23 protein-coding genes are annotated in these 25616 nt (G+C 71.5%); 17 read left to right on the forward strand and 6 right to left on the reverse strand.

Annotation, left to right across the window (positions count from 1 at the left end):
• The first annotated feature begins 137 nt into the window (after nt 1-137).
• The 7 genes from AQJ67_RS06145 to AQJ67_RS06175 all read left to right on the forward strand — a co-directional run bounded on the left by AQJ67_RS06145 (nt 138) and on the right by AQJ67_RS06175 (nt 8802).
• Entirely contained in the window at nt 138-1391 is a 1254-nt protein-coding gene (locus AQJ67_RS06145; RefSeq protein ID WP_079055803.1) for a serine hydrolase domain-containing protein, read from the forward strand.
• 89 nt (nt 1392-1480) lie between these two features.
• Nucleotides 1481-2887 carry a CAP domain-containing protein gene (locus AQJ67_RS06150; protein ID WP_062717018.1) on the forward strand — a complete coding sequence of 469 codons (1407 nt, stop codon included), beginning with the start codon at nt 1481-1483 and terminating at the stop codon, nt 2885-2887.
• 65 nt (nt 2888-2952) lie between these two features.
• Nucleotides 2953-3630, forward strand: a complete 678-nt coding sequence (locus tag AQJ67_RS06155) for an AIM24 family protein (RefSeq protein WP_062717019.1) — start codon at nt 2953-2955, stop codon at nt 3628-3630.
• Between the two features lie 204 nt (nt 3631-3834).
• On the forward strand, nt 3835-4923 hold the full coding sequence (locus AQJ67_RS06160) for a tetratricopeptide repeat protein (protein ID WP_062717020.1): 1089 nt from the start codon (nt 3835-3837) through the stop codon (nt 4921-4923).
• A complete protein-coding gene (locus tag AQJ67_RS06165; RefSeq protein WP_062717021.1) occupies nt 4920-5954 on the forward strand; it encodes a polyprenyl synthetase family protein in 1035 nt (344 codons plus the stop codon). Before AQJ67_RS06160 ends, AQJ67_RS06165 begins: the two co-directional genes overlap by 4 nt.
• Before the next feature lie 138 nt (nt 5955-6092).
• Nucleotides 6093-7052, forward strand: coding sequence for a threonine/serine dehydratase family protein (locus tag AQJ67_RS06170; protein ID WP_062717022.1), 960 nt, complete (start codon nt 6093-6095; stop codon nt 7050-7052).
• Between the two features lie 157 nt (nt 7053-7209).
• Complete coding sequence (locus tag AQJ67_RS06175) at nt 7210-8802, forward strand: serine/threonine protein kinase (RefSeq protein WP_062717023.1); 1593 nt, start codon at nt 7210-7212, stop codon at nt 8800-8802.
• Here the strand turns inward: AQJ67_RS06175 and AQJ67_RS06180 are convergent, their stop codons facing one another.
• Entirely contained in the window at nt 8803-10239 is a 1437-nt protein-coding gene (locus tag AQJ67_RS06180) for a serine hydrolase domain-containing protein (protein WP_062717024.1), read from the reverse strand.
• Between the two features lie 137 nt (nt 10240-10376).
• On the opposite strand from AQJ67_RS06180, the gene AQJ67_RS06185 reads away from it, so the two are divergent.
• On the forward strand, nt 10377-11348 hold the full coding sequence (locus AQJ67_RS06185; protein WP_062717025.1) for an LLM class F420-dependent oxidoreductase: 972 nt from the start codon (nt 10377-10379) through the stop codon (nt 11346-11348).
• A 70-nt stretch (nt 11349-11418) separates the two neighbouring features.
• The gene (locus tag AQJ67_RS06190; protein WP_062717026.1) at nt 11419-12462 is read left to right on the forward strand and encodes a hypothetical protein; all 1044 of its coding nucleotides are present in this window, start codon (nt 11419-11421) and stop codon (nt 12460-12462) included.
• Between the two features lie 47 nt (nt 12463-12509).
• Here AQJ67_RS06190 and AQJ67_RS06195 read toward each other — a convergent pair whose 3' ends face one another.
• Both AQJ67_RS06195 and AQJ67_RS06200 read right to left on the reverse strand, forming a co-directional pair.
• Nucleotides 12510-12992 (reverse strand): DUF6328 family protein, encoded by a 483-nt coding sequence (locus AQJ67_RS06195; RefSeq protein WP_062717027.1) that lies wholly within the window; start codon nt 12990-12992, stop codon nt 12510-12512.
• Between the two features lie 82 nt (nt 12993-13074).
• Complete coding sequence (locus tag AQJ67_RS06200; RefSeq protein ID WP_062717028.1) at nt 13075-14058, reverse strand: aldo/keto reductase; 984 nt, start codon at nt 14056-14058, stop codon at nt 13075-13077.
• A gap of 137 nt (nt 14059-14195) precedes the next feature.
• On the opposite strand from AQJ67_RS06200, the gene AQJ67_RS06205 reads away from it, so the two are divergent.
• The gene (locus AQJ67_RS06205; protein WP_062717029.1) at nt 14196-15884 is read left to right on the forward strand and encodes a cholesterol oxidase substrate-binding domain-containing protein; all 1689 of its coding nucleotides are present in this window, start codon (nt 14196-14198) and stop codon (nt 15882-15884) included.
• A gap of 7 nt (nt 15885-15891) precedes the next feature.
• Here the strand turns inward: AQJ67_RS06205 and AQJ67_RS06210 are convergent, their stop codons facing one another.
• Nucleotides 15892-17115 (reverse strand): FAD-dependent monooxygenase, encoded by a 1224-nt coding sequence (locus tag AQJ67_RS06210; RefSeq protein ID WP_062717030.1) that lies wholly within the window; start codon nt 17113-17115, stop codon nt 15892-15894.
• A gap of 340 nt (nt 17116-17455) precedes the next feature.
• Between AQJ67_RS06210 and melC1 the strand changes: the two genes are divergently transcribed.
• Together melC1 and melC2 are read left to right on the forward strand one after the other, a co-directional pair.
• Nucleotides 17456-17830, forward strand: a complete 375-nt coding sequence (melC1, locus tag AQJ67_RS06215) for an apotyrosinase chaperone MelC1 (protein WP_062717031.1) — start codon at nt 17456-17458, stop codon at nt 17828-17830.
• 34 nt (nt 17831-17864) lie between these two features.
• Nucleotides 17865-18689 (forward strand): tyrosinase MelC2, encoded by an 825-nt coding sequence (gene melC2 / locus AQJ67_RS06220; protein ID WP_062717032.1) that lies wholly within the window; start codon nt 17865-17867, stop codon nt 18687-18689.
• Between the two features lie 15 nt (nt 18690-18704).
• Here melC2 and AQJ67_RS06225 read toward each other — a convergent pair whose 3' ends face one another.
• Both AQJ67_RS06225 and AQJ67_RS06230 read right to left on the reverse strand, forming a co-directional pair.
• Nucleotides 18705-19385: a ribonuclease H family protein gene (locus tag AQJ67_RS06225; RefSeq protein ID WP_062717033.1), complete on the reverse strand. Its 681-nt coding sequence runs from the start codon at nt 19383-19385 to the stop codon at nt 18705-18707.
• 47 nt (nt 19386-19432) lie between these two features.
• Nucleotides 19433-20236 carry a VOC family protein gene (locus AQJ67_RS06230; RefSeq protein WP_062717034.1) on the reverse strand — a complete coding sequence of 268 codons (804 nt, stop codon included), beginning with the start codon at nt 20234-20236 and terminating at the stop codon, nt 19433-19435.
• Between the two features lie 376 nt (nt 20237-20612).
• Between AQJ67_RS06230 and AQJ67_RS49020 the strand changes: the two genes are divergently transcribed.
• From AQJ67_RS49020 to AQJ67_RS06255, 5 genes are all read left to right on the forward strand, one after another.
• A complete protein-coding gene (locus AQJ67_RS49020; RefSeq protein WP_062717035.1) occupies nt 20613-20828 on the forward strand; it encodes a hypothetical protein in 216 nt (71 codons plus the stop codon).
• A gap of 317 nt (nt 20829-21145) precedes the next feature.
• Nucleotides 21146-22582 (forward strand): family 2B encapsulin nanocompartment shell protein, encoded by a 1437-nt coding sequence (locus AQJ67_RS06240; RefSeq protein WP_062717036.1) that lies wholly within the window; start codon nt 21146-21148, stop codon nt 22580-22582.
• A gap of 16 nt (nt 22583-22598) precedes the next feature.
• Nucleotides 22599-23651, forward strand: coding sequence for a family 2 encapsulin nanocompartment cargo protein terpene cyclase (locus tag AQJ67_RS06245; protein ID WP_062717489.1), 1053 nt, complete (start codon nt 22599-22601; stop codon nt 23649-23651).
• Nucleotides 23652-23701: 50 nt separating this feature from the next.
• Nucleotides 23702-24580 carry a geranyl diphosphate 2-C-methyltransferase gene (locus AQJ67_RS06250; RefSeq protein ID WP_062717490.1) on the forward strand — a complete coding sequence of 293 codons (879 nt, stop codon included), beginning with the start codon at nt 23702-23704 and terminating at the stop codon, nt 24578-24580.
• 118 nt (nt 24581-24698) lie between these two features.
• Nucleotides 24699-25610, forward strand: coding sequence for an SGNH/GDSL hydrolase family protein (locus AQJ67_RS06255; RefSeq protein ID WP_062717037.1), 912 nt, complete (start codon nt 24699-24701; stop codon nt 25608-25610).
• Nucleotides 25611-25616 lie beyond the last annotated feature (6 nt).

Genomic DNA, 25616 nt, shown 5'->3' on the forward strand with positions numbered 1-25616 from the left:
GGACTCCTACCCGGTGATCAATGACTGTCCAACTGTGCGTCGTCCGTGGCGATGTGACGGGATGCGAGAAGGTTGCCCCGCACGAAGGTGATCGTTCTCGTACGGGCGACACGTCGACAGAAACGGGAGGAAGCCGGATGGTCTCAGCAACGGTGGTCAGGGGTACGGCGATGGCGACAGCCCTGGTGGCGCTCCTGACAGTGCCCGCACACGCCGTGTCCGGGGCCGGGAAACCCGGCGCCACCAAGGTCGACGCCCGGGCGGGCGCCCTGCCCGCGCCGGACGTCACCGGGGTGTGGAACGTCCTGCGCACGGCCCAGCGGCAGGGCGCGCCCGGCGCCATCGCGCGCCTGGACGACCGCGACTCGGTGCACTGGGCGGCCGTCGGTGTCGCCGATCGCAGGACCCGGCGTGCCATCAGCAACGCCGACCGGTTCCGCATCGGCAGTGTCACCAAGGTCTTCTCGGCCGTCGTCCTGCTGCAACTGGCCGACGAGAAGAAGCTGAAGCTCGACGCCCCGGTCAACCGCTATCTGCCGGGGCTGCTGCCCGACGACCGCATCACGGTGCGGCATGTCCTCAGCCACCGCAGCGGCCTGTACGACTACAGCAACGACATGTTCGCGCGGACGGTTCCCGGCTTCGAGGCGGTCCGCGGCAAGGTCTTCACCTACCGGCAGCTGGTGAACCGTTCCCTGAGCAAGCCCCGGACCACCGGGCCCGGCGGCGCGTACTCCTACTCCAACACCAACTTCGTCGTCGCCGGGATGCTCATCGAGAAGCTGACCGGGCACTCGGTGCGCACCGAGTACCAGAACCGGATCATCAAGCCGCTGGGGCTGGGCGACACGTTCTACGTGCACCCCGGCAAGAAGATCCCCGGCCGGCACACCCGTGGCTATCTCACTCCGGACGCGGCGGGTGCCGCGCTCGTCGACGCCACCGAGCAGACGGTGTCCTGGGCGCAGAGCGCGGGCGCCGTCATCTCCAGCACCCGGGACCTCAACACGTTCCTGTCGGCGCTGCTCGGCGGCCGGCTGACCTCCAGGGCGCAGCTGGCCCAGATGCAGCGGTGGGTGCCGGCGGGCGGCACGCAGGCGTACGGGCTCGGGCTGCGGCGCCGGGACCTGTCGTGCGGTGTCTCCGTGTACGGCCACACTGGCGCCGTACAGGGCTACTACACGTACGCCTTCGCGTCGAAGGACGGCAAACGCAGCCTGGCCGCGCTCGCCAACGCCTCGAACAACGGCGCGCTGCACAACACGATGCTGACCACGCTGGAGTCGGCGTTCTGCGGCAAGCCGGCGAAGAAGTCGGGGCGGGCCACGACACCCGTCGAACGGCACGAGGTCATCGCAGCGGGAAACCCGCCGGCCACTGACGAGGGCTGAGGGCGCGGGTCGGCCGGGAACCCTCGAGATCCGGTGCGCGTTGTGCGGACATCCCCACCGGATCCCGAACCACCCAGCAGGACGGCCCCATGAGCGAGTTGGTTCCCGGGGGCAATGTGCCCCTCCCGGGCGGCAGCGTGACCGTCCGGGTGCCCGGCCCCTTCGACGTGTCCGCGCTCGTCACCGACGACAGCGGCAAGGTCCGGGGCGACGCCGACTTCGTGTTCTACAACCAGCCGTCCGCGCCGGGCGCCCGGCTGCGGGGCGACACGCTGACCCTCGACCCGCCGCGCCTGCGCTCGGGCGCGACCCGGGTCACGGTGGTCGTCAGCCCCGCCGACCCCGGCACAGCCCTGGGCCGGCTGCCCGCCCCCGCGCTCCAGGTCACCGACTCCGGGGGCCGCACGGTCGCGCGGTTCGCCCCGCCGCGTCCGCGGCAGGAGACGGTACTGCTGCTGGCGGAGGTCTACCGGCGTGGCGGCGGCTGGAAGCTGCGGGCCCTCGGGCAGGGGTACGCGGACGGGCTGGCGGGGCTCGCGCGGGACTTCGGGGTGGACGTCGTCGAGGACGCGACGCCCTCTCCGGCCCGGCAGACACCCGCCCCTCCCCCACCCACCGGTTCCCCCGGGCCCGGCGCCCCGCCGATGCCCACCGCGCGGCCCTCGGTGCACACCCTGTCCGCCGTCACCGCCCCGCACGCCCGCCATGCCCCGCTCCCCGACCGCGACGGCTTCCTCGGCCTGGCCAACTCCGCCCGTGCCGACGTCGGTTCACCGCCCGTCACGCTCGACGCCCGCCTCGCCTTTGCCGCTCAGGCCCACGCCTCCGCCATGGCCGCGGCAGGGCGGCTCGGCGTCGAGGGCCCTGACGGTGTCTCCGTGTACCAGCGCATCACCGGCGCCGGATACGCGTATCTCACCCTCGGCGAACACCTGGTCTCCGGCCCCCGCACCCCCGTCGAGTTCATCGCCTACTGCCTGCGCACCGAACAGCCCCGCCGCACCCTGCGCGACCCGGCCTTCACCCACGCCGCCGTGGCGTACGTCAGCGGCGGCCGCTCGGGCGACACCTACTGGACGGCACTGTGGGCCAGACCGCTCGCGCCGGGCGACCTGCCGCGCACCGCGGCCGAGGTCGTCGGCCTCACCAACCGGGAACGGGCCCGGTCCGGGCTGCATCCCCTGTCCGTCGACCCCGCGCTGACCACCGCCGCACAGGCCTACAGCGCCGACATGGCGGCCCGCGCCTTCTACTCCCACACCTCGCCCGAGGGCACCCAGCCCTGGGACCGGGCCGCCGCCGCGGGTTCCCGGATGCGCACGATCGGCGAGAACATCGCATGCGGCCAGCGCTCCCCCGGCGAGGTCGTGGAGGGCTGGATGAACAGCCCGGGCCATCGCGCCAACATCCTCAAGCGCGACTTCACCCACATAGGGATCGGCTTCGCGGGCGGCGGGCCGGCCGGCACCTACTGGACCCAACTCTTCGGCGGCTGACCGCCCATGGACGGCGACACGCCGCGATCTAGGCGGAAGGGAACGGTCCGGGACAGGATGCCCCCATGAAGGGTGACCTCTTTTCCAGCGAGCACATGGTCCAGCCCGCCACGGCGCCGGGCATGACGATCGAGAACGCCAAATGCATCAAGTACGCGGTGAACGGCGAGATGCACGCCCGCCAGGGCGCGATGGTCGCCTACCGCGGCAACCTCCGGTTCGAGCGCAAGGACCAGGGCGTGGGCGGCATGCTCAAGCGGGCCATGACCGGTGAGGGGCTGCCCCTGATGGCCGTGCGCGGACAGGGCGAGGCCTGGTTCGCGCACGAGGCGCAGAACTGCTTCGTCGTCGACGTCGACCCCGGCGACGAGTTCACGGTCAACGGCCGCAACGTCCTGTGTTTCGACGCCTCGCTGTCGTACCGGATAGCGACGGTGAAGGGCGCCGGCATCACCGGCGGCGGCCTGTTCAACAGCGTCTTCTCCGGCCACGGCAAACTGGGCCTGGTGTGTGAGGGCAACCCCCTCGTCATCCCGGTCTCGCCGCAGTACCCGGTGTACGTGGACACGGACGCGGTGGTCGGCTGGACCGCCGGTCTGAACACGTCGCTGCACCGTTCCCAGTCCCTCGGCTCAATGCTGCGCGGCGGTTCCGGGGAGGCCGTGCAGCTGATGCTGGAGGGCCAGGGACATGTCGTCGTACGGCCGAGCGAGGCGACACCGCAGAAGGCCCAGCAGCACTGATGCCGCCCGTGAGGTGATCTGCGCCTCACGAGCAACCCCGTCCGCCCTGCCGACGTCTTGATCGACAACAGGTGAAGCCCTGGCCGCCCTTTCCGGCCAGGGCCGGTTTCCAACGCTCTATACATGCCGCGTATACCCATGACGTATACACACCATCTATACACACAGGGTAGAGACGGCATGTATATCGATCGAGAGGCATCGATGTACGGCAAGGCATTCGCCCCGGAGTACCAGGGCTCCCTGACCAAGCTCTCCGTGAACTCCTCGCTGACCGACGTACTGGCCGCCGGCACCGAGCAGTTGAGAGCGGCCGAGCAGGCAGGGCAGCACGGCGAGGCGGCGCGCTCGGGGCTCGCGGTCGCCGAGGCACACCGTCGGCTGGGGCAGGTCGGGGACGCGGAGCGGGCCTGGAAGGCGAGTTATCGCGCCGCGCGGGAGGCCGGTGACACCGCGGCGATGGCCTGGGCGCTGTGGAGCGGCGGCACGCTGGCCCGGCAGCGCGGCGCGTTCCCGCTGGCCAGGCGGCTGCTCCAGCTCGCGGCAGACCTCGGTGAGCGCGGCGGCGACATCGTCGTACGCGGCTACTCGCTGGCCGGCCTTGCCGAGACCGGCCGCATCCAGGGCGACTACGAGGCAGTCCGCCGGCTGCACGAGCAGCTGCTGGCCGAGGCACGGCGGCGCGGTGAGGCGCGGCACACCGTGTGGGCGCTGGAGGGAATCGCGCAGATCCATCGCAACACCGGCTCGTACGACACGGCGTACGACCTGTTCGAGGAGGCGGCCGAGATCGCCTCGCGCGCCGAGGACCGGCGCGGCCACGCCTGGGCGCTGCGCGGGCTCGCCGACATCGTCTCCGTACGCGACGGCGACACCGAACGGGCGCTTGAGCTGCTGTCCGAGTCGGAGGCCGGCTGCCGTGCGATGAAGCTGTCCAGCGCGCTGGCCTACAACCACAAGATGCGCGGCAACGTCCTGTACCGGGCGGGGCGTTACGCGGAGGCCCGCGGACTGTACGAGCAGGCGCTCGCGGAGTTCCGCGCCATGAGCGAGCCGCGCGGGGAGGCACTGTCCCGGCTGGGGCTGGTCAAGTCACGGGCCCGGCTGGGCCGCGACCGCGCCGAGACCCTCGCCGAACTGGCCGAATTGGCCGAGGTGTTGGAGCGCATCGGGCTGCGGCACGCGCGGGAGATGGTGGCGCGGGCGCAGGAGGAGTTCGGCGCCGCGCCGGCCGCCGCGGGGAGCGCCGTGGCGGCTGTCGGGGCGGGTGCCGGGACGGTGGCCGTACGGTGACGACGTTCCCCTCCGCGGTACAGGCTCCGGCCGACGCCCGCCACGTCCTCGACCGCTGCCGCGCACTGGTGCGCCCGGCGCTGCGGGAGGCCGTGGGGCGGACGCATCCGTGGGTCGGCGAGATGGCCGCGTACTCCTTCGGCTGGTGCGAGGTGGGCGGCGCACCGGCCGTCGCCTCCGGCGGGAAGGGCATCCGGCAGGCCCTGGCCGTGCTCGGTGCCGAGGCGGCGGGTGCGCCCGGGCGGGTCGCGGTGCCCGGGGCGGTCGCGGTGGAGCTGGTGCACGCCTTCTCCCTGCTGCACGACGACATCATGGACGGCGACACGTCCCGGCGCGGCCGCCCCACCGTGTGGCAGGCGTACGGCACCGGGCCGGCCGTGCTCGCGGGTGACGCGCTGTTCGCGCTGGCCGTCGAGACGCTCGCGACCGCACCGGCGGGCGCGCGGGCGGTACGGCTGCTGTCCGTGGCCTTGCAGGACCTGGTGCGCGGGCAGGCCGACGACCTGCTGTTCGCCACCCGGCCCTGGACGGGACCGGAGCGCGTACGGCCGGACGAGTACCGGGCGATGGCCGAACACAAGACGGGCGCCCTGCTGGGCTGCGCCGCCGCGCTGGGCGCCCTGCTCGGCGGCGCGCCGCCCGCGACCGTCACCGCCCTCGACCGTGCCGGACGGCATCTGGGCGTCGCCTTCCAGGTGGTGGACGATCTGCTGGGGATCTGGGGCGATCCCGAGGTCACCGGGAAACCGGTGTACGGCGATCTGCGCGAGCGCAAGAAGACGTTCCCGGTGCTGGCGGCGCTCGACTCGCCCGCGGCGGGTCGGCTCTCCGGGCTGCTGGGGTCGGCCGCCGCGGACCCCGGCGAAGTGGCCGCGCTGGTCGCGGAGGCGGGCGGACGCTCGGCGGCGCTCGCGGAGGCACGGCGTCATGTGACCGCCGTGGAGGCGGCTCTGGCCCATGTGCCGTTGAAGGCAGGGCCCATCGGGGAGCTGCGGTCGCTGCTTGACTTCCTGGTCCGGCGTGATCTGTGAAAGCACGGTTCACAGGCTGACGACGTGACCGTCGCGTCATCGTGGCGCCCTCGGTGAAACCGAGTTGACCGCGGCCACCTCCCGCGTCAGGGTGCCAGACGGCGTGGCCCCCGCCCCCACGCCGGAAAGGTGACTGCCTTGATCGGGATCTCGGACGTCGAAGCCGCGGCCGACCTCATCGCCGCCCATGTCGTACACACCCCGACCGTCCCCAGCCCCGCCCTGTCGGCGCTGCTCGGTGTGCCGGTGACGGCGAAGCTCGAACTCCTCCAGCGCACGGGCTCGTTCAAGGCGCGCGGTGCGACGGCGAAGCTGCTGTCGCTGAGCGACGCCCAGCGTGCGGCGGGCGTGGTCGCGGTCAGCGGGGGCAACCACGGGATCGCCCTCGCGATGACGGCCGCCGTCCTCGATGTGAAGGCCACCGTGGTGATGCCGCGTTCGGCGCCGGCCCGCGCCGTCGAGATCGCCCGGGACGCCGGGGCGTCGGTGCGGCTGACCGACGACATGGACGGGGCGTTCTCACTCGTCACCCGGCTGCGGGACGAGGGGCTGACGCTCGTCCATCCCTTCGACGACCCCTTGGTGATCGCCGGCCAGGGCACCGTCGGGCTGGAGCTCGCCGACGACGCCGGTGAGCTCACGGACGTGATCGTCAGCGTCGGGGGCGGCGGGCTCGTCGCGGGTGTCGCCGTCGCCCTGCGGGCCCGCCGTCCGGACGTGCGGATCTGGGGTGTGGAGACCGAGGGCGCGCAGGCCATGTCCGAGGCGCTGGCGGCGGGCGGGCCGGTTCCGGTGACGCTGTCGTCGATCGTGTCCACGCTGAGCGCGCCGGCCGTGTCCCAGCTGACGTACGACCATGTGTCCGCGCTGGTCGACGAGGTGCTCGTGGTGCCGGACCGGGAGGCGGTCCGCGGTGTGCTAGAGCTCGCGGAGCACGCCAAGGTGTGGACCGAGCCCGCCGCCGGCTGTCTGCTGCCCGCGGCCCGGCAGGTTCTGGCGCGGGCCGGGGACGGTGCCCGGGTCGGTCTCGTCGTGTGCGGGGGCAACGCGACGACCGGGGACGTGCTGCGCTGGGCGGCGGCTTTCGGTCTCCGCTGAAGTGTTCCAGCTCAATTCCCTTAACTTTTTCGTCAGCTTACTCATGCGTCAGAAGCAAATGAAAGGAAGCGCCCTTTGGTTGGGGATTTCATTGAACGCTTCCCGTCGCACCTCTCGTACTTCCTGTGAGAAATGAGAGCCAGGGGTTCAACGAGGGATGGCCATGGTCAAGGCGCGCGTCTCCACAGCCGAGTTGGTCGCCGGAAGGTATCGGCTCGTCGATGTCGTCCATCGCGAGACGAATCGCGTCAGCTACTACGGCGAGGACACGGAGACCGAGCGCCCGTGCCTCCTCACCCAGATCGGGCTTCCCGACGACCCGAGCCCCGACGACGGGCGCCGGGCCACCTCACGCATCCTGCGCACCTCCGAGCGGATCGGGCTGCTGCGCCCGGGCTCCGTCGCCACGGTCGTGGACGCGATCGAGGAGGCCGGGAGCCTGTGGACCGTCACCGAGTGGATCGACGGCATCCCGCTCGGCGAACTCCTCGCCCAGCAGGGCACGTTCAACTACGTGCGGGCCGCCCGCATCGGCCTCGAACTGCTCGACGTGCTGGAGGCCGCGCATGTCGCGGGCATCACGCACGGTGAGCTGAGCCCCGGCCAGGTGTTCGTGCGCGACGAGGGCTCGGTCGTGGTCACCGGCTTCGGGCTGGCCGGCGCGACCCTCGCCCCGAGGGTCGCCGCACCGTCGTACGCCGCACCGGAACAGGCCCGCGACGAGCGCATCGGCCCGGCGTCCGACCTGTGGGCGCTCGGCGCGATCCTCTACACGATGGTCGAGGGGCGCCCGCCCTACCGTGAACGTGACCGGCCCGAAACCACGTTGAAGGGTGTGGACCGGCTTCCGCTGCGCGCCCCGGTACGGTCCGGGCCGCTCACCCAGGCCGTGCAGGGGCTGCTGCGCAAGGACTCCCGGGAGCGGCTGAGCCGGCCCGTGGTGCGGGACGCGTTCGTCCGCGTCCTCAACGAGGACCCCGAGACTCCACTGCGGACGGCACCTCGGCTGCGGGGCCGACGCGTCGTGGCACCCGGCTGGAGCAGACGTGCCATGGTCTTCGGCACCGCCCTGGCCGTCGTCACGGTCGCCGCCGCGGTCCTCGTGGTGACCAGCGGGCGGCCCGACGACTCCGGTTCCTCGGCGGCGGACACGGCGCCCGGCCCGGCCACCTCAGCGGGCGCGCCGACCGGGCCGTCCCGGACGCCCACGCCGAGCGCGTCCCCCACCCAGGAGACGACAGAGCCGGAAACGCCCACCGCCCCACCTTCGGGCACGGCGGATCTACCGCCCGGATACACGACGTACACGTCACCGGACGGCTTCTCCGTCGCCCTGCCCGAGGGCTGGACCGCGGTGCGCACCAAGCGGGCCGGCGACGTGGCGTACCGGGTGATCTTCAGCGCCGACGACGATCCGCGCAGACTGGCGGTCACCTACAGCGAGGCCCTCGGCCCGGACCCCGTCGCCGTCTGGCGCGACGACGTCCAGCCCGGCCTGGCGGAGCAGGCCGGGTTCGAGCTGATCGGCGACATCGAGGCGACCACGTACCAGGGGTACGAGGCCGCCGACATGCAGTGGCTCTCCGAGAAGGACGGCACCCGGCTGCGTACCCTCGGCCGCGGCTTCCTCATCGCGGACCACCGGGGCTACTCCCTGCGCTGGACGACCCCGGAGGCCGACTGGGACGACGCCGCGAACCGCGAGGCCCTCGGCGTCGTCCTGCGGACCTTCAAGGTCTCCGAGGACTGATCACACCGACGCGCGCGGTGCGCCCATCGCCCGCAGCGGCATGCTGTGCAGCGGTTCGGTGCGCCAACGCGCCATGAACGTACGGCCCTTGAGCGAACAGGTCACGTCCAGGTGGTGCGGGGTCTCCAGGAACGCGACGTCCACGACGAGGGTGTCGGCGTCGGTCCAGCCGCCGCTCACCGCGGTGGGCACCTCGCCCTCGTCGACGGTCCAGCCGGTGCCCCCGAGCGGCAGCCGCAGCGGGTGCCCGTCCTCGGTGAGCGTCAGGGCCCAGCCGTCCGCGTCCCGTGTGAGGTCGATCGCGGTCAGCTTGGGCAGGTGCTCGCAGACGCCGCCGTCCGGGGTGAACGCGGCCCCGGACCAGGCCTCGGCGCCCTCGGGCGGTGCGGGCTCGCCGGCGGCGGGCGGCAGGGCGAGGCCCGCCAGCCGCTCCGCCAGGGCCGCGTCCGCCGCCTCGGCGCCGGTCAGGGCGGCGGGCCGGAACGCGGGCAGCAGATGCTCCCAGACCAGGTTGAGCAGGCCCTGCATGTTCCAGGTGTCCGCGGTCGTCGCGATCACGGCGTCCTGCTCGGGCAGCACCACACAGAACTGACCGAAGGCACCGTCACCGCGGTAGCCGTGCCGGGACATCCAGAACTTGAAGCCGTACCCGCGCTGCCAGTCGTCCCCGGGCATGACGCCGGCGTTCGGGATCTGGGTGCGCGTGGCCTCGGCCACCCACCACTCGGGCAGCAGTCGCTCGCCCTCCCACACCCCGCCGCGCAGATAAAGCAGGCCGAGCTTGGCGAGCGCGTCGGTGGTGGCGTGCAGCCCGCTGAAGCCGAGCTCCCGGCCACCGCGGTCGCTCAGCCACGCGATCTCGCCGATGCCGAGCGGGTCCAGCAGACGCGGCCGCAGATAGTCGGTCAGCGACTGGCCGCTCGCTCGCTGGACGATCGCCGACAAAGTGAAGGTGGCGGGCTGGTTGTACGCGAAGACGGTCCCCGGATCGCGGGGCGGCGGGATCAGGAGGAAGCCGCGGACGAGGTCCTCGCGGTCGCGGCCGTACGCCTCGAAGACGGTGTCGCTCTCGTGCCCGCTGGCCATGGACGCCACATGCCGTACGAGCATCGCGCGGCTGCGCGGATCGGTGATGTCGGCGTCGAGCTCAGGGAAGTACGAGATCACCGGGTCGTCGAGCCGTATCAGCCCCTCGCCGGCGGCGATCCCGGCGGCGGTCGCGGTGAAGCTCTTGCTGATCGAGTAGAGGAGATGCGGGCGCTCGGGGGTGTACGGCGCCCACCAGCCGGACGCGACGAGACGGTCGTGCCGGAGGATCATCAGGCTGTGCGGCTCGATGTCGGGGGCGGCGTCGAGGGCGTCCAGGAAGGCGAGGACACCGGAGGCGTCGACGCCCTGGGCAGCGGGGGCGCTGGCGGGCAGCGGGCGGGCAGACATACCGGCATCCTCTCCCGAGCCCGGAGCGTGGCCGAGGGGTTTTCCGCAGCCGGGGGCCGGGGGCCGTGGTGATCGGCACCGCCGCTTCCGTCCCCTGCGTACCGTTTTCCCCACCCGTGTCCGGGGACTCGGCCCCCATGGTGCAGATCGGATACACGATGATGACCGAGCAGGCCGGCCCCCGTGAGCTGGTGGACCACCTGGTCCGCGCCGAGGAGGCGGGCTTCGACTTCTCCGTGACCTCGGACCACTACTTTCCGTGGCTGCGTTCGCAGGGTCACTCGCCGTACGCGTGGAGTGTGCTGGGCGCCGCCGCCCAGGCCACCTCGCGGATTCCGCTGATGACCTATGTGACGTGTCCGATGTTCCGCTACCACCCGGCCGTGGTCGCGCAGAAGGCGGCCACGCTGCAACTGCTGTCGGAGGGCCGGTTCCGGCTGGGGCTCGGCTCGGGCGAGAACCTCAACGAGCATGTGGTGGGCGGTGGTTGGCCGGCCGTGGACGTGCGGCACGAGATGCTTCAAGAGGCGGTGGAAATCATCCGGGCGCTGTTCGAGGGCGGCCATGTGAACCGTCGCGGCCCGCACTTCGACGTGGAGTCGGCGCGGCTCTGGGACCTTCCGGACCAGCCTGCGCCCATCGGCATCGCCGTCTCCGGGGACCAGTCGTGCGAGCTCGCCGGCAGGCTCGGCGACCTGGTGATCGCCACGGAACCCAAGGCCGACCTGCTGGCGGCGTTCGACCGGCACGGCGGCGCGGGCAAGCCGCGCGTGGGGCAACTGCCGGTCTGCTTCGACCCCGACCGGGACACCGCGATCAAGCGCGCCCACTCCCAGTTCCGCTGGTTCGCCGGAGGCTGGAAGGTCAACGCGGAGCTGCCGCACCCGGACTCCTTCGAGGCGGCGACCCAGTTCGTCACCCCGGACGACGTCGCCGACTCGATCCCGTGCGGCGACGACCCGGACGCCTTCGTCGAGGCCGTACGCCCGTTTGCCGAGGCGGGCTTCACCGAGATCGCCCTGGTGCAGATCGGCGGCGACACACAGGTGCCGTACATCGACTGGGCGCAGAAGACGCTGCTGCCCGCGCTGCGGGACGCGCTCGGCTGACCGCGCGGGTGCCATAAGCTGCCGGTCCGTACTTCTGCCGTCCGCGCAGCCCGCAACAGGAGAGTCTTCCGTGACACTGGCGTTCGTCCCGCCCGAGACGTCCCCCTCGCCCCAGGCCCCGCTGTCCGACCTCGTCGCCCGTGACGCCCGCGAGTTCGGGGTCTACGCGCGGACCGGAGGGTGGGCCTTCGGCCTGTTGGTGGCGCGCAGCGTTCGGCCCGGCGGGCAGGGCGCGGGCGAGACGCCGAAGGTGTCGGCGAAGGAGTTCGCCGAGCTCGCCGGCTGCTCCCCCGACCGCGTCATGCGCTACTACAAGGCCTGGGACCGGGCCGCCGACGACGGTCTCGTCCCGCACTTCGAGGCCCTCGCCCCGGGCCAGGAGGTGGAGCTGCCCGACGCCGACGTGTGGCTCGGCTACTACGTCTCCCGTAACAGCGCCACCTCCGAGCGGGGCACCGCCATCTCCGAGGCCGCCGAGGCCGAGGGCATCCGCCCCACGAAGGCCCTGGAGGTCGCCGAGAACCCCACGGCGCTGCGTGCCGCGATCCTCGCCGACCCCTCCACCGCCCGCGCCGCCCGCCAGGCGCTCCTGGACCGGGTCCGCGAGGACCCGGACCTCCAGGCCGAGTTGGCGCGGGACGTCGTGCGCACCGACGACCTGAAGAAGGCCGTCGCCACGGAGAGCCGCGCGGCGGACCGGATCGGTTACGTCCGGCAGATCGCCGAGTCGGGCCAGATCAAGACCCCGGCCGGGCAGACCGTCGACGCTCCGGTCGACGTGCGCCAGGAGGCCGAGCGGCATCTGTCCCTCATCGAGGAGCTGGAGGACGACGAGGGCACGGGCGAGTGGGCCACCGAGGCCTACGACACCATGAAGACCCTCGTCGCCGAGACCGTGGAGGCCGACCCCGAGCTGCGGGTGCAGGAGCGGCGGACGAAGTTCTACAGCAGCCTTCAGAAGGCGACGAAGGTCTTCGAGGAGCTGACCTTCGACGATGTGCAGGAGTTCGTCGAGGACGACATGGTGCAGCGTCTTGAGGAGCTCCAGCAGGCCATCTCCACGTGCATCACGGCGCTGCGCGGGGCGCAGGGCGGCACGGCGCGGGAGCAGTAGCCCCGCTGACGCCTCATTCGCGGCTCACGCACCGTTCACGCCGTCGCTCACTCCGTGTGGCGGCGGCGTGTCCACAGCGGCAGCGCGAACCAGCACAGCAGGTACCAGACGACCACGCCCGTGACCAGCCAGGGCACGTAGCCGTCGTGGGTGGCGACCCGCAGGATGAGCAGCAGTGAGGAGCCCGTCGTGGCGAGAAGCAGGATCAGGCCCACGAACGTCAGCCGGGAGGCCCACTCAACGGCCTGCGGCTTGATGCGCCGGCCGGAGACCAGACGGTGCAGGGACACCGGACCGATCAGGGCCCCGGTGGCGGTGGCACCCAGCATCACCGTCACGATGTAGATCGTCTGGTCCGTGTCGCTCAGCGTGCCGTACTTCGGCGTGAAGACGACGGTGAGCAGGAAGCCGAACAGGATCTGGACGCCCATCTGGGCCACCCGGACCTCTTGCAGGAGCTCACCCCACATCCGGTCGGCCCGCTCCTCCTCGCTCTCGTCGCGTCCCGTCCGTCTTTCCTTCTCGGTCATGCGGGCCGGGTATCCCCGGCGTTGAACGCTCAAACGAGTGGGCTCCGGGAGCAGCGGCGGGCCGCTCCCGGGCCGCAGGCGTCTACCAGCGGTTTTCCACCTGGTCCTTGATCCGCCGGTCGTAGAGGTCCCGGACGGCGGCCAGCGTGTCCGCGGACAGCTCCGGCAGCGCTGCGGCGGCCGCGTTGGCACGGGCCTGCTCGGGCGAGCGGGCGCCGGGGATCACGGTGGTCACGCCGGGCTGCTGGATGATCCAGCGCAGCGCCAGCTGGGCGGGGGTGAAGCCCTCGGGGGCGAGGGCGGCGAACTCGACGGCCGCCTCGACACCCGACTCGTAGTCGACGCCGGAGAAGGTCTCGCCCTGGTCGAAGGACTCGCCGTGCCGGTTGTAGGTGCGGTGGTCGTTCGCCGGGAACACGGTGTCCTTGGTGTACTTGCCGGACAGCAGGCCGGAGGCCAGCGGCACGCGCGCGATGATGCCGACGCCCGCCTTCTCGGCGGCCGGCAGGACCTCGCGCAGCGGCTTCATGCGGAACGGGTTGAGGATGATCTGCACGCTGGCCACGCCCGGCCGGGCGATGGCGGTCAGCGCCTCCTCGCAGGTCTCCACGCTGACGCCGTACTGGGCGATGCGCTCCTGCGCGACCAGGGTGTCCAGGGCGTCGAACACCTCGTCCGTGGAGTAGACGGAGGTCGGGGGGCAGTGCAGCTGGACCAGGTCGAGACGGTCCACGCCGAGGTTGCGGCGTGAACGGTCGTTCCAGGCACGGAAGTTGTCGAGAACGTAGTTCTCGGGGATCTGGTCGACGCGGCGGCCCATCTTGGTCGCCACGAAGACGTCCAGCTCGGGCCTGCCGCGCAGGAAGGCGGCGATGGTCTGCTCGCTGCGCCCGTCGCCGTACACGTCGGCCGTGTCGAAGAAGGTCACGCCCGACTCGACGGCCGCGTCCAGGACCGCGAGGGCTTCCTTGTCGTCGACGTCTCCCCAGTCGGCGCCCAGCTGCCACGTCCCCAGACCGACGACGGATGCCCGCTGACCCGACCTACCGATTACACGCTCGTCCATGGCGTCAGTGTGTCATTGGCGGTCCCCCTGCGCGGAACGGACCCCTCCGCCCCGCTACCTGTGAATCCGTCACCCACACGGGTGAATCGGATCGACAGGCCCGCGGCGGCTGTCAAGCCGGTCCCTAGCGTGAGCCCGTGAACGACGACTTCAGCCGCAGGGGCTTCCTCCGCGCCGCCGCCCTGGCGGCGGCACCGACTCTTCTCCCGGCGGATCCGGCCGTCGCCGCCCAGGAGTTGCCGGATTTCCCGACGGACGTGGCGCTGTACCGCTCGGCGTACCGCAACTGGGTCGGTGAGATCACCGCCGACGGGCTGTGGGCCTGCGCTCCGGACGGCCCGGACGAGGTACTGGCCGTCGTCAACTGGGCGTGGCGGCACGGCAGGAGAGTCCGCGCCCGGGGGTCCTCGCACGGCTGGTCACCGCTGACGATCACGCCGGGTACGGAGCCGGACGCGCCGGTCCTCCTCGTCGACACCGCCTCCCGTCTCACCGGCCTGTCGCTTCAGTCGCCGACCTCGGTGCGCGCCGGCACCGGCGTCACCCTGGAGGCGCTGCTCACCTTCCTGGAGGAGCGGGGCCTCGGCGTCACCGCCGCACCCGCGCCCGGCAACCTCACCCTGGGCGGCGCCCTGGCCATCGACGCGCACGGCAGCGCCGTACCGGCACACGGCGAGCAGCGGCTGCCCGGGCACACGTACGGCTCGCTGAGCAATCTCGTGCTGTCGCTGACGGCCGTCGTCTGGGACGAGACCGCCGGCGCGTACGTGCTGCGGACCTACGACCGTGACGAGGCGGACTGCGCCGCCCTGCTGACCCATCTGGGCCGCGCCCTGGTCACCGAGGTCGTGCTGCGGGTGGGCGCGAACAGCAACCTGCGCTGCGTCAGCCGTACGGACATCCCGGCCGGCGAGCTCTTCGCCGCGCCCGGCGCCGAAGGACGCACCCTCGCGAGCTTCCTCGACCGGGCCGGGCGCGCCGAGGCGATCTGGTTCGCCTTCACCGAGTTCCCGTGGCTGAAGGTGTGGAGCGTCTCCCCCACCCGGCCGCTGACCTCGCGGCACGTGCGGACGCCGTACAACTACCCGTTCTCGGACAGCGTCCCGACGCCGGTCGCGGACCTGGTCGGGCGGATGGTGTCGGACGGGGCGTGGTATCTGGCGCCGGTGCTGGGCAACGCGCAGTACGACGTGGCCGCGCTGGGGCTGGTGGCGACGTTGTCGGCGGACATCTGGGGGCCGTCCAAGAACACGCTGCTCTATCTGCGGCCGACGACGCTGAGGATCGCCACGAACGGCTACGGGGTGCTGACCAGCAGGGCCCAGGTGCAGCGTGTGGTCGCCGAGTTCACCGCCTTCTACCGGGAACGGCTCTCGGCGTACGCCGACCGGGGGCAGTTCCCGGTCAACGGGTCGGTGGAGATCCGGGTGACGGGGCTCGACGATCCGGCGGACGCCGGCGTGGCCGGGGCGCGGGCCCCGCTGCTGTCGGCGCTCGCGCCGCGCGCTGACCGTCCCGAGTGGGACACCGCCGTGTGGCTGAACATCCTGACGCTGCCCGGCACACCGCACGCTCAGGCGTTCCTCAGCCAGATGGAGCGGTTCCTGCTGCGCACCTTCGATGGCGAGTACGCCATGACGCGGGTCGAGTGGTCGAAGGGCTGGGCCTACACGCGGGACGCCACCTGGAGCGACGGCGAGGTGCTGGGCGCGGTCGTGCCCGGCACCTTCGGGGCGGACGCGTGGGGCGAGGCGTCCGCGGCCCTGGAGCGGCTCGACCCGCACGGCGTGTTCGGCAACGCCTTCCTCGACCGGCTGTTCCGGTGAGGCCCGGTCACTCGCGGGAGGCCAGCGTCCTGGCGTGCACGGTGCGGGCGACCCGCACTCCGATCCACTGCTTGAGGCGGCGCCAGGCCTGCGACTGTCCGGCCGCCCGGTCGAGCCGGTAGTACAGCTGCGGCGGGACGTAGGGCAGCAGGGGCGAGTGGCGCTGGCCGAGCAGGGCGAACATCTGCTGCGGGGGCAGATGGATGTAGCGCTGCAGGTCCTCGTACCAGCGGGCGCTGTAGTGGGCCGCGCTCTGGACGGCCAACAGCTCCTGCTGGCGCCGCTGTTGGTAGCCGGCGAGGGCCTGCGGGAGGGTGGCGTGCTCGTGCAGCGCTGTGGCGAGGGCGGCGGCGTCCTCCACGGCGAGGGTGGTGCCGGCGCCGATGGAGTAGTGGGTGGTGTGGGCGGCGTCGCCCAGCAGGACGAGGTTGTCGCGGTACCAGGTGCGGTTGGTCAGGGTGCGGAAGGTCTGCCACTGCGCCTTGCCGTCGGCGCCGGCGCGGCCCATGAGGGAGTGGCCGTCGAGGACACCGGCGAAGATCTTCTCCAGCACGGCCAGGGCCTCGGCCTCGGACGCGGTGTCGAACCCGAGGCCGGTCCAGGTCTCGGGGGCGCACTCGACGACGAAGGTGCCGGCGTCGGGGCCGAAGCCGTAGCCGTAGCCGTAGCACCAGATCCAGCCATGGCCGGACTCGACGAAGGAGAAGGTGAAGGCCTCGAAGTTCTTGCTGGTGCCGAGCCAGATGTAGTGGTTGCGGCCGGCCCGGCTCTCCGTACCGAAGTGGTGGGCGTGGCGGGTGCGCAGGGCGCTGTTGACGCCGTCGCTCGCCACGACCAGGTCGGCGGCGGGCAGGTTCCCCGGTGTGATCTCCTGCTCGAACCTCAGCCGTACGTCCAGGGCGCGGGCGCGTTCGGCGAGGATCTCCAGCAGCCGGTGGCGGCCGATGCCGTACCCCGCGTCGCCGGGTCTGCGGGTCGTGCGGCCTCGGACGTGGGCGACGCCCTCGCTCCAGCGGACCGAGCTTTCCTCGATGACGCGGGCGGAGACGGGGTCGTGTTCGCACAGTTTGTCGAGCAGTCCGCGCCAGTACGTGACGCCCCAGCCGTAGGTGGAGCCCTCCGGGCCGCGTTCGTAGACGGTGATGTCGTGGGACGGGTCCCGCAGCTTCAGCAGGATCGAGAGATACAGGCCGGCGGGCCCGCCACCGACGCAGGCTACCTTCACGCGCACCCCTAGAAATGGTCTAAAACGGTCATATCACTCCGCAGGGTAGCAAGGCGGGGGCCTTTGGCCACGACATTCGGGATCGCGCCAGTTTCGACTGGTGAGACAGACCACTCGCACCCCGTCCGCCCGCGAAGGATCACCGCAAACGCGACCCCCAAGGGAAGGAATTTCCCCTTCCGGCCTTCACGAGGGCCCCTCACGGCAAGATCATCTTGGTTCAAGTCTGCACGACATGTGGGCACTTGTCCGGATCGCGGCCAACCACTCCCGGCCGATTTCTCCCGCTCTCACCAGGCCCGATAGGCATGCGGAGTCGTCAACCGAACGAACCCAGGAGGTCCGCATGCCGGAACTCAGCCGTCGCCACGCGCTCACCGCCGCGGCCGTCCTCGCCACCGCCGCCGGTGTCCCCGCGGTCACCGCGCTCACCGCGTCCGCGGCCGGCCCCGCCCCCCACCACGACCTGCCGCCCTTCGACGAGGTCTACAAGGGCCGCCGGATACAGGGCGGGCCGCCCTCGGGCGGCGGCCACCACCATCACGGCGGCGGATACGCGGTGTTCGTCGACGGGGTGGAGCTGCATGTGATGCGCAACGCCGACGGCAGCTGGATCAGCGTCGTCAGCCACTACGACCCGGTACCCACCCCGCGCGCCGCTGCCCGTGCCGCCGTGGACGAGCTGCAGGGCGCCGAGCTGCTTCCCTTCCCCGCCAACTGACCTTCCGCACCCGCACCTTGGAGCACGCTCTACCATGACCGTCCGCAAGAACCAGGCCCTGCTCACCGCCGACGAGAAGCGCCGCTTCGTCGCCGCCCTCCTGGAGCTGAAGCGCAGCGGCCGCTACGACGCGTTCGTCACCACGCACAACGCCTTCATCGTCGGTGACACCGACAACGGGGAGCGCGTCGGCCACCGTTCACCGTCCTTCCTGCCCTGGCACCGCAGATTCCTGCTGGAGTTCGAGCACGCCCTGCAGGAGGTGGACGCCTCGGTGGCGCTGCCCTACTGGGACTGGAGCACCGACCGTTCCATACGGTCCTCGCTGTGGGCGCCCGACTTCCTCGGCGGCACCGGGCGCAGCCGCGACGGACAGGTGACGGACGGGCCGTTCGCCGCGTCGGCCGGCAACTGGCCGATCAACGTACGGGTCGACGGCCGTACGTTCCTGCGCCGCTCGCTCGGCACCGCCGTCCGGGAGTTGCCGACCCCGGCGGAGGTGGAGTCGGTGCTCGCCATGCCGGTGTACGACATGGCGCCCTGGAACAGCGGGTCGGACGGCTTCCGCAACCACCTCGAAGGCTGGCGCGGCGTCAATCTGCACAACCGGGTCCATGTCTGGGTCGGCGGACAGATGGCGACCGGCGTGTCGCCGAACGACCCGGTGTTCTGGCTGCACCACGCCTACATCGACAAGCTGTGGGCGCACTGGCAGCGCCGGCACCCCGGCTCCGGCTATGTGCCGGCCGCGGGCACGCCGAACGTGATCGACATCAACGACACCATGAAGCCGTGGAACGACGTGCGCCCGGCCGACCTGCTGGATCACACCGCGCACTACACGTTCGACGCGGCCTGAGCCCCGTAGGGCCCCTCAGGCCTCCGCGGTACGGCACTCCGGGTGACCCCAGCCCTGGGGGTTCTTGGCGATGGGCTCGCCCGCCGCATAGCCGCGTCCGCAGACGCAGCGGCCGGGGAACTTGGCCTTGATGGTGCGCGAGGAGCTGCCGTTCTTCCGGGGCGCCGCCGCCTTGCGGCGCGGGGCCTTGGCCGAGGGGGTGTCCGGGGAGGGCGGCGGCTGCGGGGAGCCGAGGCCGCTGCCCGCGGGCTCCTGCACGACGGCGGCCTGGCTGGCGGCGCGGTCGGCGAAGTCGTTGAGCGGGTCGCCGTCGACCTGATGGGCGGGGACGTAGCGGAACTCGACGGTGCGGCCGGCGAGCAGTTCATCGATGCGCACGACCAGGTCCTGGTTGGCGACCGGCTTGCCGGCCGACGTCTTCCAGCCGTTGCGCTTCCAGCCGGGCAGCCAGGTGGTGACGGCCTTCATGGCGTACTGCGAGTCCATGCGGATCTCCAGCGGTACGCCGGGGTCGGTCGCCGCCAGCAGGCGCTCCAGCGCGGTGAGTTCCGCGACGTTGTTGGTGGCCTTGCCGAGCGGTCCCGCCTCCCAGCGGGCCGGGGTCTCCGTCTCGTCGGCGATGACCCAGGCCCAGGCCGCGGGCCCGGGGTTTCCCTTCGAAGCCCCGTCGCACGCGGCCACAACACGTTCAAGCATGTGCCGATCATGCCATGGGCGGGCCGGGCGCCCGGCCGCGGTGTCGGTCAGGAGACGTCGGTGAGCTGCGGCATGTCGCCCTCGGTGGTGTTGGTGTCGATCACCGAGAAGTTGGCGCCCTGGGGGTCGCTCAGCGCGGCGAACCGGCCGAACGGGCTGCTCATCGGGCCGAAGCGCAGGACCGCGCCGAGCTTGGTGGCCTTGGCGACGGCGTCGTCGCAGTCGGGGACGTTGAAGTAGACGTTGATGTAGGGCGGGACCTCGGGCGGGAAGTCGTCGGTCATCCTCATCCGGCCCAGGGCCATGGTCTCGCCGCCGAGGGTGTAGAGCCGGAAGTCGATCGCGTCGTCCTGCATCTGCCGCTGGCCGTAGCCGAAGACGGCGGGGAAGAAGGTGTCGGACTTCTCCGGCGCGCGGGTGAAGATCTCCGCCCAGCAGAAGGCGCCTGGTTCCCGCATGTCCGCGTCGAAGCCCTCATGGGTGCCGCCCTGCCACACGCCGAAGACGACGCCGCCGGGGTCGCGGGCCAGGCACATGCTGCCGAAGTCGCCGACCGCCATCGGCTCCATCAGGATCTCGCCACCGTTCTCACGGATCCTGGTGGCGGTGGCGGCGGCGTCGGGGGAGGCGAAGTAGAGGCACCACTGCGAGTGGCCTTCCTGGCCCGGCATGGGCGGGACGACCGCGGCCGCCGCCTTGCCGCCCGCGTAGGCCTGCGTGTAGTTGCCGTATTCCGACGACTCCTCGCCGAACGTCCAGCCGAGGACGTCGCCGTAGAAGCTCTTGGCCCCCTCTAGGTCGGTGAACATCGCGTCGGCCCAGACGGGGGTTCCTTCAGGTTTCACGGCCATGGCTGCGGCCCTCTCCCGGCTCGGTGGGTTGTCCGGATTCTTACGCTAGTCACCAGGGAGTCGGGTCGCGCGCCGAATGCCCGGTTGCGTTCCTGGACTGGGGGTGGACGCGACCGGCCGGCGGACGGGACTCGGTATGGCGGGCGGGACGACGCGCGCGTGGTCGGTGGTCGAGCCGGGCCGGTCGGGGCGGGGCGGGGCCGCTGCGGCTGGCGGAGAAGCCGGTTCCGGTGCGGGGGGACGACGAGCTGCGGGTGCGGGTGCGGACGTGCGGGGTGTGCCGTACGGATCTGCGTGGCACCGAGGGTGATCTGCCGGTGCGGCGGGCGGGGGTGACGCCCGGGCACGAGGGCGTCGGCGTGGTCGCGGGGTACAGGTGGCCTCGCGGGCCCTCGACCGGGGCGGAACGCCGGCGGTCGCCGGCATCCATCTCACCGACGTCCCCGCGCTGCGCCACGAGAGCGAGCTCTTCTACGAGGAGCAGTTGCGCGGCGTCACCTCAAACACCCGCGAGGACGGCCGGGAGTTCCTGGCGCTCGCCGCCGAGCACGCCGTGCGGCAGGGCGTTTCGACGGGGCCGCCGTGCTGGTGACCGACCTGTCCTGAGGCTCGCGCGCGCCCCTCGCGCCCGCACGTCGAGGCGAACGCGACCGGCGTGCGGGCACGGGCGCGTGTGCCCTCTGCCTCCAGGGAGTGTTTGCACCACCCAGGTGATCAAACCGCCCCCTTCGCGCCGTACCGGGCCCACCACCTGCGCTGTTTGGCTTGTCCCTGCGGCGCGTACGGCTCACCCGTGCCAGAAGGCACACCCCGTCACGCGCCCGGAGGTAGTCGTCGTCATCACCCGTCAGTCCACTCGTCGTCATCGATCACTTTGCTCACTCCTGATCACCCTCCAGGGAGAGATACGTGTCCGTACCCGAGAGCGTCACCGGACCCGCAGCCGAGGACCCGGCCCCCGCAGCCGACGGACAACTCACCAGTCTCAGCACCCACGCGGCACGCCAGCTCACGACGACCACCAAGTCCGAACCGCAGATGCAGGCCATCTCCTCGCGATGGCTGCTCAAGATGCTGCCGTGGGTGGACGTCAAAGGCGGCACCTACCGGGTCAACCGACGTCTCCAGCTGCGCGTGGGACGCGGCCGGGTGCAGTTCGAGCAGAACGGCGCCTACGACATCAAGGTCATCCCGCAGACGCTCACCGAACTCCCGGTGCTGCGCGGCTACTCCGACCTCGACGTCCTGAAGGAGATCGCCACCCGGTTCCGGGTGCGTGAGGTCCGGGCCGGCCAGGTCCTCGTGGAGGCCGGGCAGCCAGTCACGGAGGCCTACCTCGTCGTGCACGGCCGGTTCACCCGCTTCGCCGAGGGCAAGTACGGCGAGGAGGAGATCCTCGGGGTCGTCACCGACGGCGACCAGCTCGGCGACGAGGGCATCGGCCAGCCGGACCCGCTGTGGCTCAGCTCGGTGCGGGCCGAGACGGCGGGCGTGCTCCTGGCCCTCCCCTGGGCCGTGGTCACGGAGTTCACCGACCGGGTGCCGTCCCTGGCAGCGCACCTGGAGGCGTACGCCGAACGCCAGAACCTGCCCATGAACCGCAAGGGCGAGGCCGACGTCCCGGTCCAGGCGGGCCATGTCGGTGAGCCGACCATCAACGGGGGCTATGTCGACTACGAACTCGCGCCGCGCGAGTACGAGTTGTCCCTCACCCAGACCGTGCTGCGGGTCCACACAAGGGTCGCCGACCTCTTCAACGACCCGATGAACCAGACCGAGCAACAGCTCCGTCTGATCGTCGAGGAGATCCGCGAACGCCAGGAGTGGGAGCTGGTCAACAACCGGGAGTTCGGGCTGCTGCACAACGCCGACTACGGGCAGCGCATCCCCACCTTCGCGGGCCCGCCGACCCCGGACGACATGGACGAACTGCTCTCCATGCGCCGCAAGACCAAGCTGTTCATCGCCCATCCGAAGGCCATCGCGGCCTTCTTCCGGCAGTGCAACCGGCGCGGTCTGGTGCCCGGCACCGCGAATGTCGACGGGCACGAGATCCCCGCCTGGCGCGGTGTCCCCATCTTCCCGTGCAACAAGATCCCGATCAGTGCGCAGCACACCAGCAGCATCATCGCGCTGCGCACCGGCGAGGGCGACCAGGGCGCCATCGGGCTGTACCAGACGGGGATCCCGGAGGAGTACCAGCCGGGCCTGAACGTGCGGTTCATGGGCATCGACACCAACTCGATCATCCGCTACCTCGTCACCGCCTACTACTCGATGGCGATCCTCGTCCCCGACGCGGTCGGGATCCTGGAGAACGCCCAGATCGGCCGGACGGCCGAGTGACCGCGTGGAGCACCCGATGAGCACGTCCTCCGCCGGCTTCACCATGCCGGGACCGCCGAACATCGCGAGCACGCTCCGCACCCAGCGGCGCGGCGGGGCGATCCCCGGCCTGCGGTACCGGCAGGTCGCGCCCGCCGACCCCGAGAAGGCCGCGGAGGTCGACCGCAGGCTGGAGGACTGGGCCCGGCGCCTCGATCTGTTCCCCGAGGCGTGGCAGGGCGACTTCTCGGGGTTCCAGTTCGGGCGGGCCGTGGTGCTGCAGCATCCTCAGGCACTGGATCTGGAGCGTCTGACGGTCGCCGGCGAGTTGCTGCTCGCCGAGAACGTCGTCGACTCCTGCTACTGCGAGGAGGACGAGGGCCGCGGCGGATCGCGCCGGGGCCTCGGGGGTCCGCTGATCCTGGCCCAGTCGGCGCTCGACCCGTTCCACGGGATCCCCGAGCTGGAGGAGGAGTGGCGGGAGGGCGTACGGGCCGACGGGCCCTTGCGTTCGTACCACTTCGCCCTCCAGGACTACGCCGCCTTCGCCACGCCGAGCCAGACCGACCGTTTCGTCCACGACATCGCCCGGCTGCATCTGGGCTATCTCGCGGAGGCGGCCTGGATGGAGACCCGATATCTCCCGCGGGTCTGGGAGTACCTGGTGATGCGGCAGTTCAACAACTTCCGGCCCTGTCTGTCGATCGTGGACTGCGTGGACGGCTACGAGCTGCCCGAGCCGGTGTACGCCCGCCCCGAGATCCAGCGGGTCACGGCACTCGCCTGCAACGCCACCACGATCGTCAACGACCTCTACTCCTTCACCAAGGAACTCGCGAGCGACCCCGACCATCTGAACCTGCCCCAGGTCATCGCCCGCAACGAGCGCTGCGGTCTCAAGGCGGCCTATCTGAAGGCCGTCGAGATCCACAACCAGATCATGGAGGCGTTCGAGGAGGAGTCGGCCGAGCTGTCGGCCACCTCGCCGCTCGTCGAACGCTACGTCCGCAGCCTGTCCGACTGGGTGGCCGGCAACCACGAGTGGCACGCCACCAACAGCCACCGCTACCACCTGCCCAACTACTGGTAAAGCGCGATCGAATGACAGAGCGTCACACGTACCAGCACGAGGAGTCACAGTTGACCATCGCCCCCGAAGCCGGCACCAAGGCGGTCCAGGTGCCGACCCAGTCGACGTACCAGACCCGTGTCGCGGACTACTGGAACGCCGAGGAGAACCCGGTCAACCTCGAACTCGGAAAGCTCGACGATCTCTACCACCATCACTACGGCATCGGCGCCGCCGACCGGTCCGTGCTCGACGAACCCGACCCCGAGCTGCGGCGGGAGCGCATCACCACCGAACTGCACCGGCTGGAGCACGCCCAGGCCGAGCTCCTCGCCGATCATCTCGGCCCCCTCTCCCCCGCCGACCGTGTCTTCGACGCCGGCTGCGGGCGCGGCGGCGGCAGTGTCACGGCGCATCTGCGGTACGGCTGCCACGCCGACGGCGTGACCATCTCGGAGAAGCAGGCCGAGTTCGCCAACGCGCAGGCCCGCAAGCGGGGCATCGACGGCCGGGTGCGCTACCACCACCGCAACATGCTGGACACCGGGCTGACGTCCGGGGCGTACGCGGCGTCCTGGAACAACGAGTCGACGATGTACGTCGAGCTCGACCTGCTCTTCGCCGAGCACGCCCGGCTGCTGCGCCGCGGGGGCCGCTATGTGACGATCACCGGCTGCTACAACGACACCTACGGGCAGGCCTCTCGCGAGGTGTCCCTCATCAACGCGCACTACATCTGCGACATCCACCCGCGCTCGGAGTACTTCCGCGCCATGGCCCGCAACCGGCTCGTCCCGGTCCATGTGGAGGACCTCACCGAAGCGACCATCCCCTACTGGGAGTTGCGCAGTGAGGCCGAGCACCTGGTGACGGGCATCGAGGAGACGTTCCTGAACGCGTACCGCAACGGCAGCTTCCAGTATCTGCTGATCGCGGCGGACCGCGTCTGAGCGACGGTCGAGCCGGCGTCGGCCACGGTCTTCCGTGGCCGACGCGTGTCTTCCCCCTTGGTCCCGGCTGTGCTTGCCTGGGGAACCGTTTTCCGGTGCCCGGGGCGGGAGTCGCCGTATGCGCAAGCCGTGGATCGTGGGAGTGGGAGCACTGCTTGCCGCCGTGCTGCTCGGCGCGTGCGGGGACCCGGCGTCGGGGCCCGAGGCCGCGCCGCCCCCGGAGGTGCCGCGGTCGGCGGTGACCACCCATCAGCGGGCGCCGGCCTCACCGGGCACAGGCGCCCGTACGAGCGCCCCTGCGAAGGCGCCCAGGGTGCTGTACCTGGGTGACTCGCTCGCCATGGAGGCGCAGAAGGTGCTCGGCCGGGAGCTGCGCCGCGACCTTCGGGCGACGTACACCAGCGCCCCGTACTCGGGCACCACCCTGTGCGACTACCTGGAGGGCACGGGCGAGCGATCCCTCGTGCCGGTCGCGGACAAGGCGGCCACCCTGGTGCGCCGGCTGCGGCCCGACTTCGTGGTGCTCCAGTTCTGGGGCAACGCTTGGGGCTATACGCCGTGCATGGACGGGATCACCTACGACGCCTCGCCCGAGAAGTACTTCGAGCGGTACGCGGCCGACATGGAGCGGCTCGCCGACCAGATCGCCGCCGCCGGTGACGCCAGGATCGTCTGGGTGCTCCAGGGTCCGGACCCGATCACTCCCGACCGGGTCCGGCGCGTCAACGCCCTCTACGAGAAGCGGGCCGCCGCCTCGGGCGGACTGGTCGCCGACGCGGGCAAGGCGGTGAGTGCGGCCGGGGCGCGCTACTCCTGGGTGCGGGACCTGCCGTGCACGGCGTACGAGCGCGCCCACGACGGGTACTGCACCCAGCCGGGCCGCGACCGTACGGCCCTGCACCGCGACGACGACTATCTGCACTTCTGTCTGGCGCCCACGACGTCCACGCCGAAGCCCTGCCCGGCCCGCTCCCCCGGGATCCTGCGGATCGCCCTGGAGATCACCCGGGCGATCCGCGAGAACCCGTAGGGCACG

Source organism: Streptomyces caeruleatus (genome assembly GCF_001514235.1).
In the GTDB taxonomy this organism is placed as follows: Bacteria; Actinomycetota; Actinomycetes; order Streptomycetales; family Streptomycetaceae; genus Streptomyces; species Streptomyces caeruleatus.

What these genes read in the sequence shown, in the direction of transcription:
- AQJ67_RS06145 (WP_079055803.1), top strand. Translation starts at nt 138, where the DNA reads ATGGTCTCAGCAACGGTGGTCAGGGGTACGGCGATGGCGACAGCCCTG.
- AQJ67_RS06150 (WP_062717018.1), top strand. Translation starts at nt 1,481, where the DNA reads ATGAGCGAGTTGGTTCCCGGGGGCAATGTGCCCCTCCCGGGCGGCAGC.
- AQJ67_RS06155 (WP_062717019.1), top strand. Translation starts at nt 2,953, where the DNA reads ATGAAGGGTGACCTCTTTTCCAGCGAGCACATGGTCCAGCCCGCCACG.
- AQJ67_RS06160 (WP_062717020.1), top strand. Translation starts at nt 3,835, where the DNA reads ATGTACGGCAAGGCATTCGCCCCGGAGTACCAGGGCTCCCTGACCAAG.
- AQJ67_RS06175 (WP_062717023.1), top strand. Translation starts at nt 7,210, where the DNA reads ATGGCCATGGTCAAGGCGCGCGTCTCCACAGCCGAGTTGGTCGCCGGA.
- AQJ67_RS06180 (WP_062717024.1), bottom strand. Translation starts at nt 10,239, where the DNA reads ATGTCTGCCCGCCCGCTGCCCGCCAGCGCCCCCGCTGCCCAGGGCGTC.
- AQJ67_RS06185 (WP_062717025.1), top strand. Translation starts at nt 10,377, where the DNA reads ATGGTGCAGATCGGATACACGATGATGACCGAGCAGGCCGGCCCCCGT.
- AQJ67_RS06195 (WP_062717027.1), bottom strand. Translation starts at nt 12,992, where the DNA reads ATGACCGAGAAGGAAAGACGGACGGGACGCGACGAGAGCGAGGAGGAG.
- AQJ67_RS06200 (WP_062717028.1), bottom strand. Translation starts at nt 14,058, where the DNA reads ATGGACGAGCGTGTAATCGGTAGGTCGGGTCAGCGGGCATCCGTCGTC.
- melC1 (WP_062717031.1), top strand. Translation starts at nt 17,456, where the DNA reads ATGCCGGAACTCAGCCGTCGCCACGCGCTCACCGCCGCGGCCGTCCTC.
- melC2 (WP_062717032.1), top strand. Translation starts at nt 17,865, where the DNA reads ATGACCGTCCGCAAGAACCAGGCCCTGCTCACCGCCGACGAGAAGCGC.
- AQJ67_RS06225 (WP_062717033.1), bottom strand. Translation starts at nt 19,385, where the DNA reads ATGCTTGAACGTGTTGTGGCCGCGTGCGACGGGGCTTCGAAGGGAAAC.
- AQJ67_RS06230 (WP_062717034.1), bottom strand. Translation starts at nt 20,236, where the DNA reads ATGGCCGTGAAACCTGAAGGAACCCCCGTCTGGGCCGACGCGATGTTC.
- AQJ67_RS06245 (WP_062717489.1), top strand. Translation starts at nt 22,599, where the DNA reads ATGAGCACGTCCTCCGCCGGCTTCACCATGCCGGGACCGCCGAACATC.
- AQJ67_RS06255 (WP_062717037.1), top strand. Translation starts at nt 24,699, where the DNA reads ATGCGCAAGCCGTGGATCGTGGGAGTGGGAGCACTGCTTGCCGCCGTG.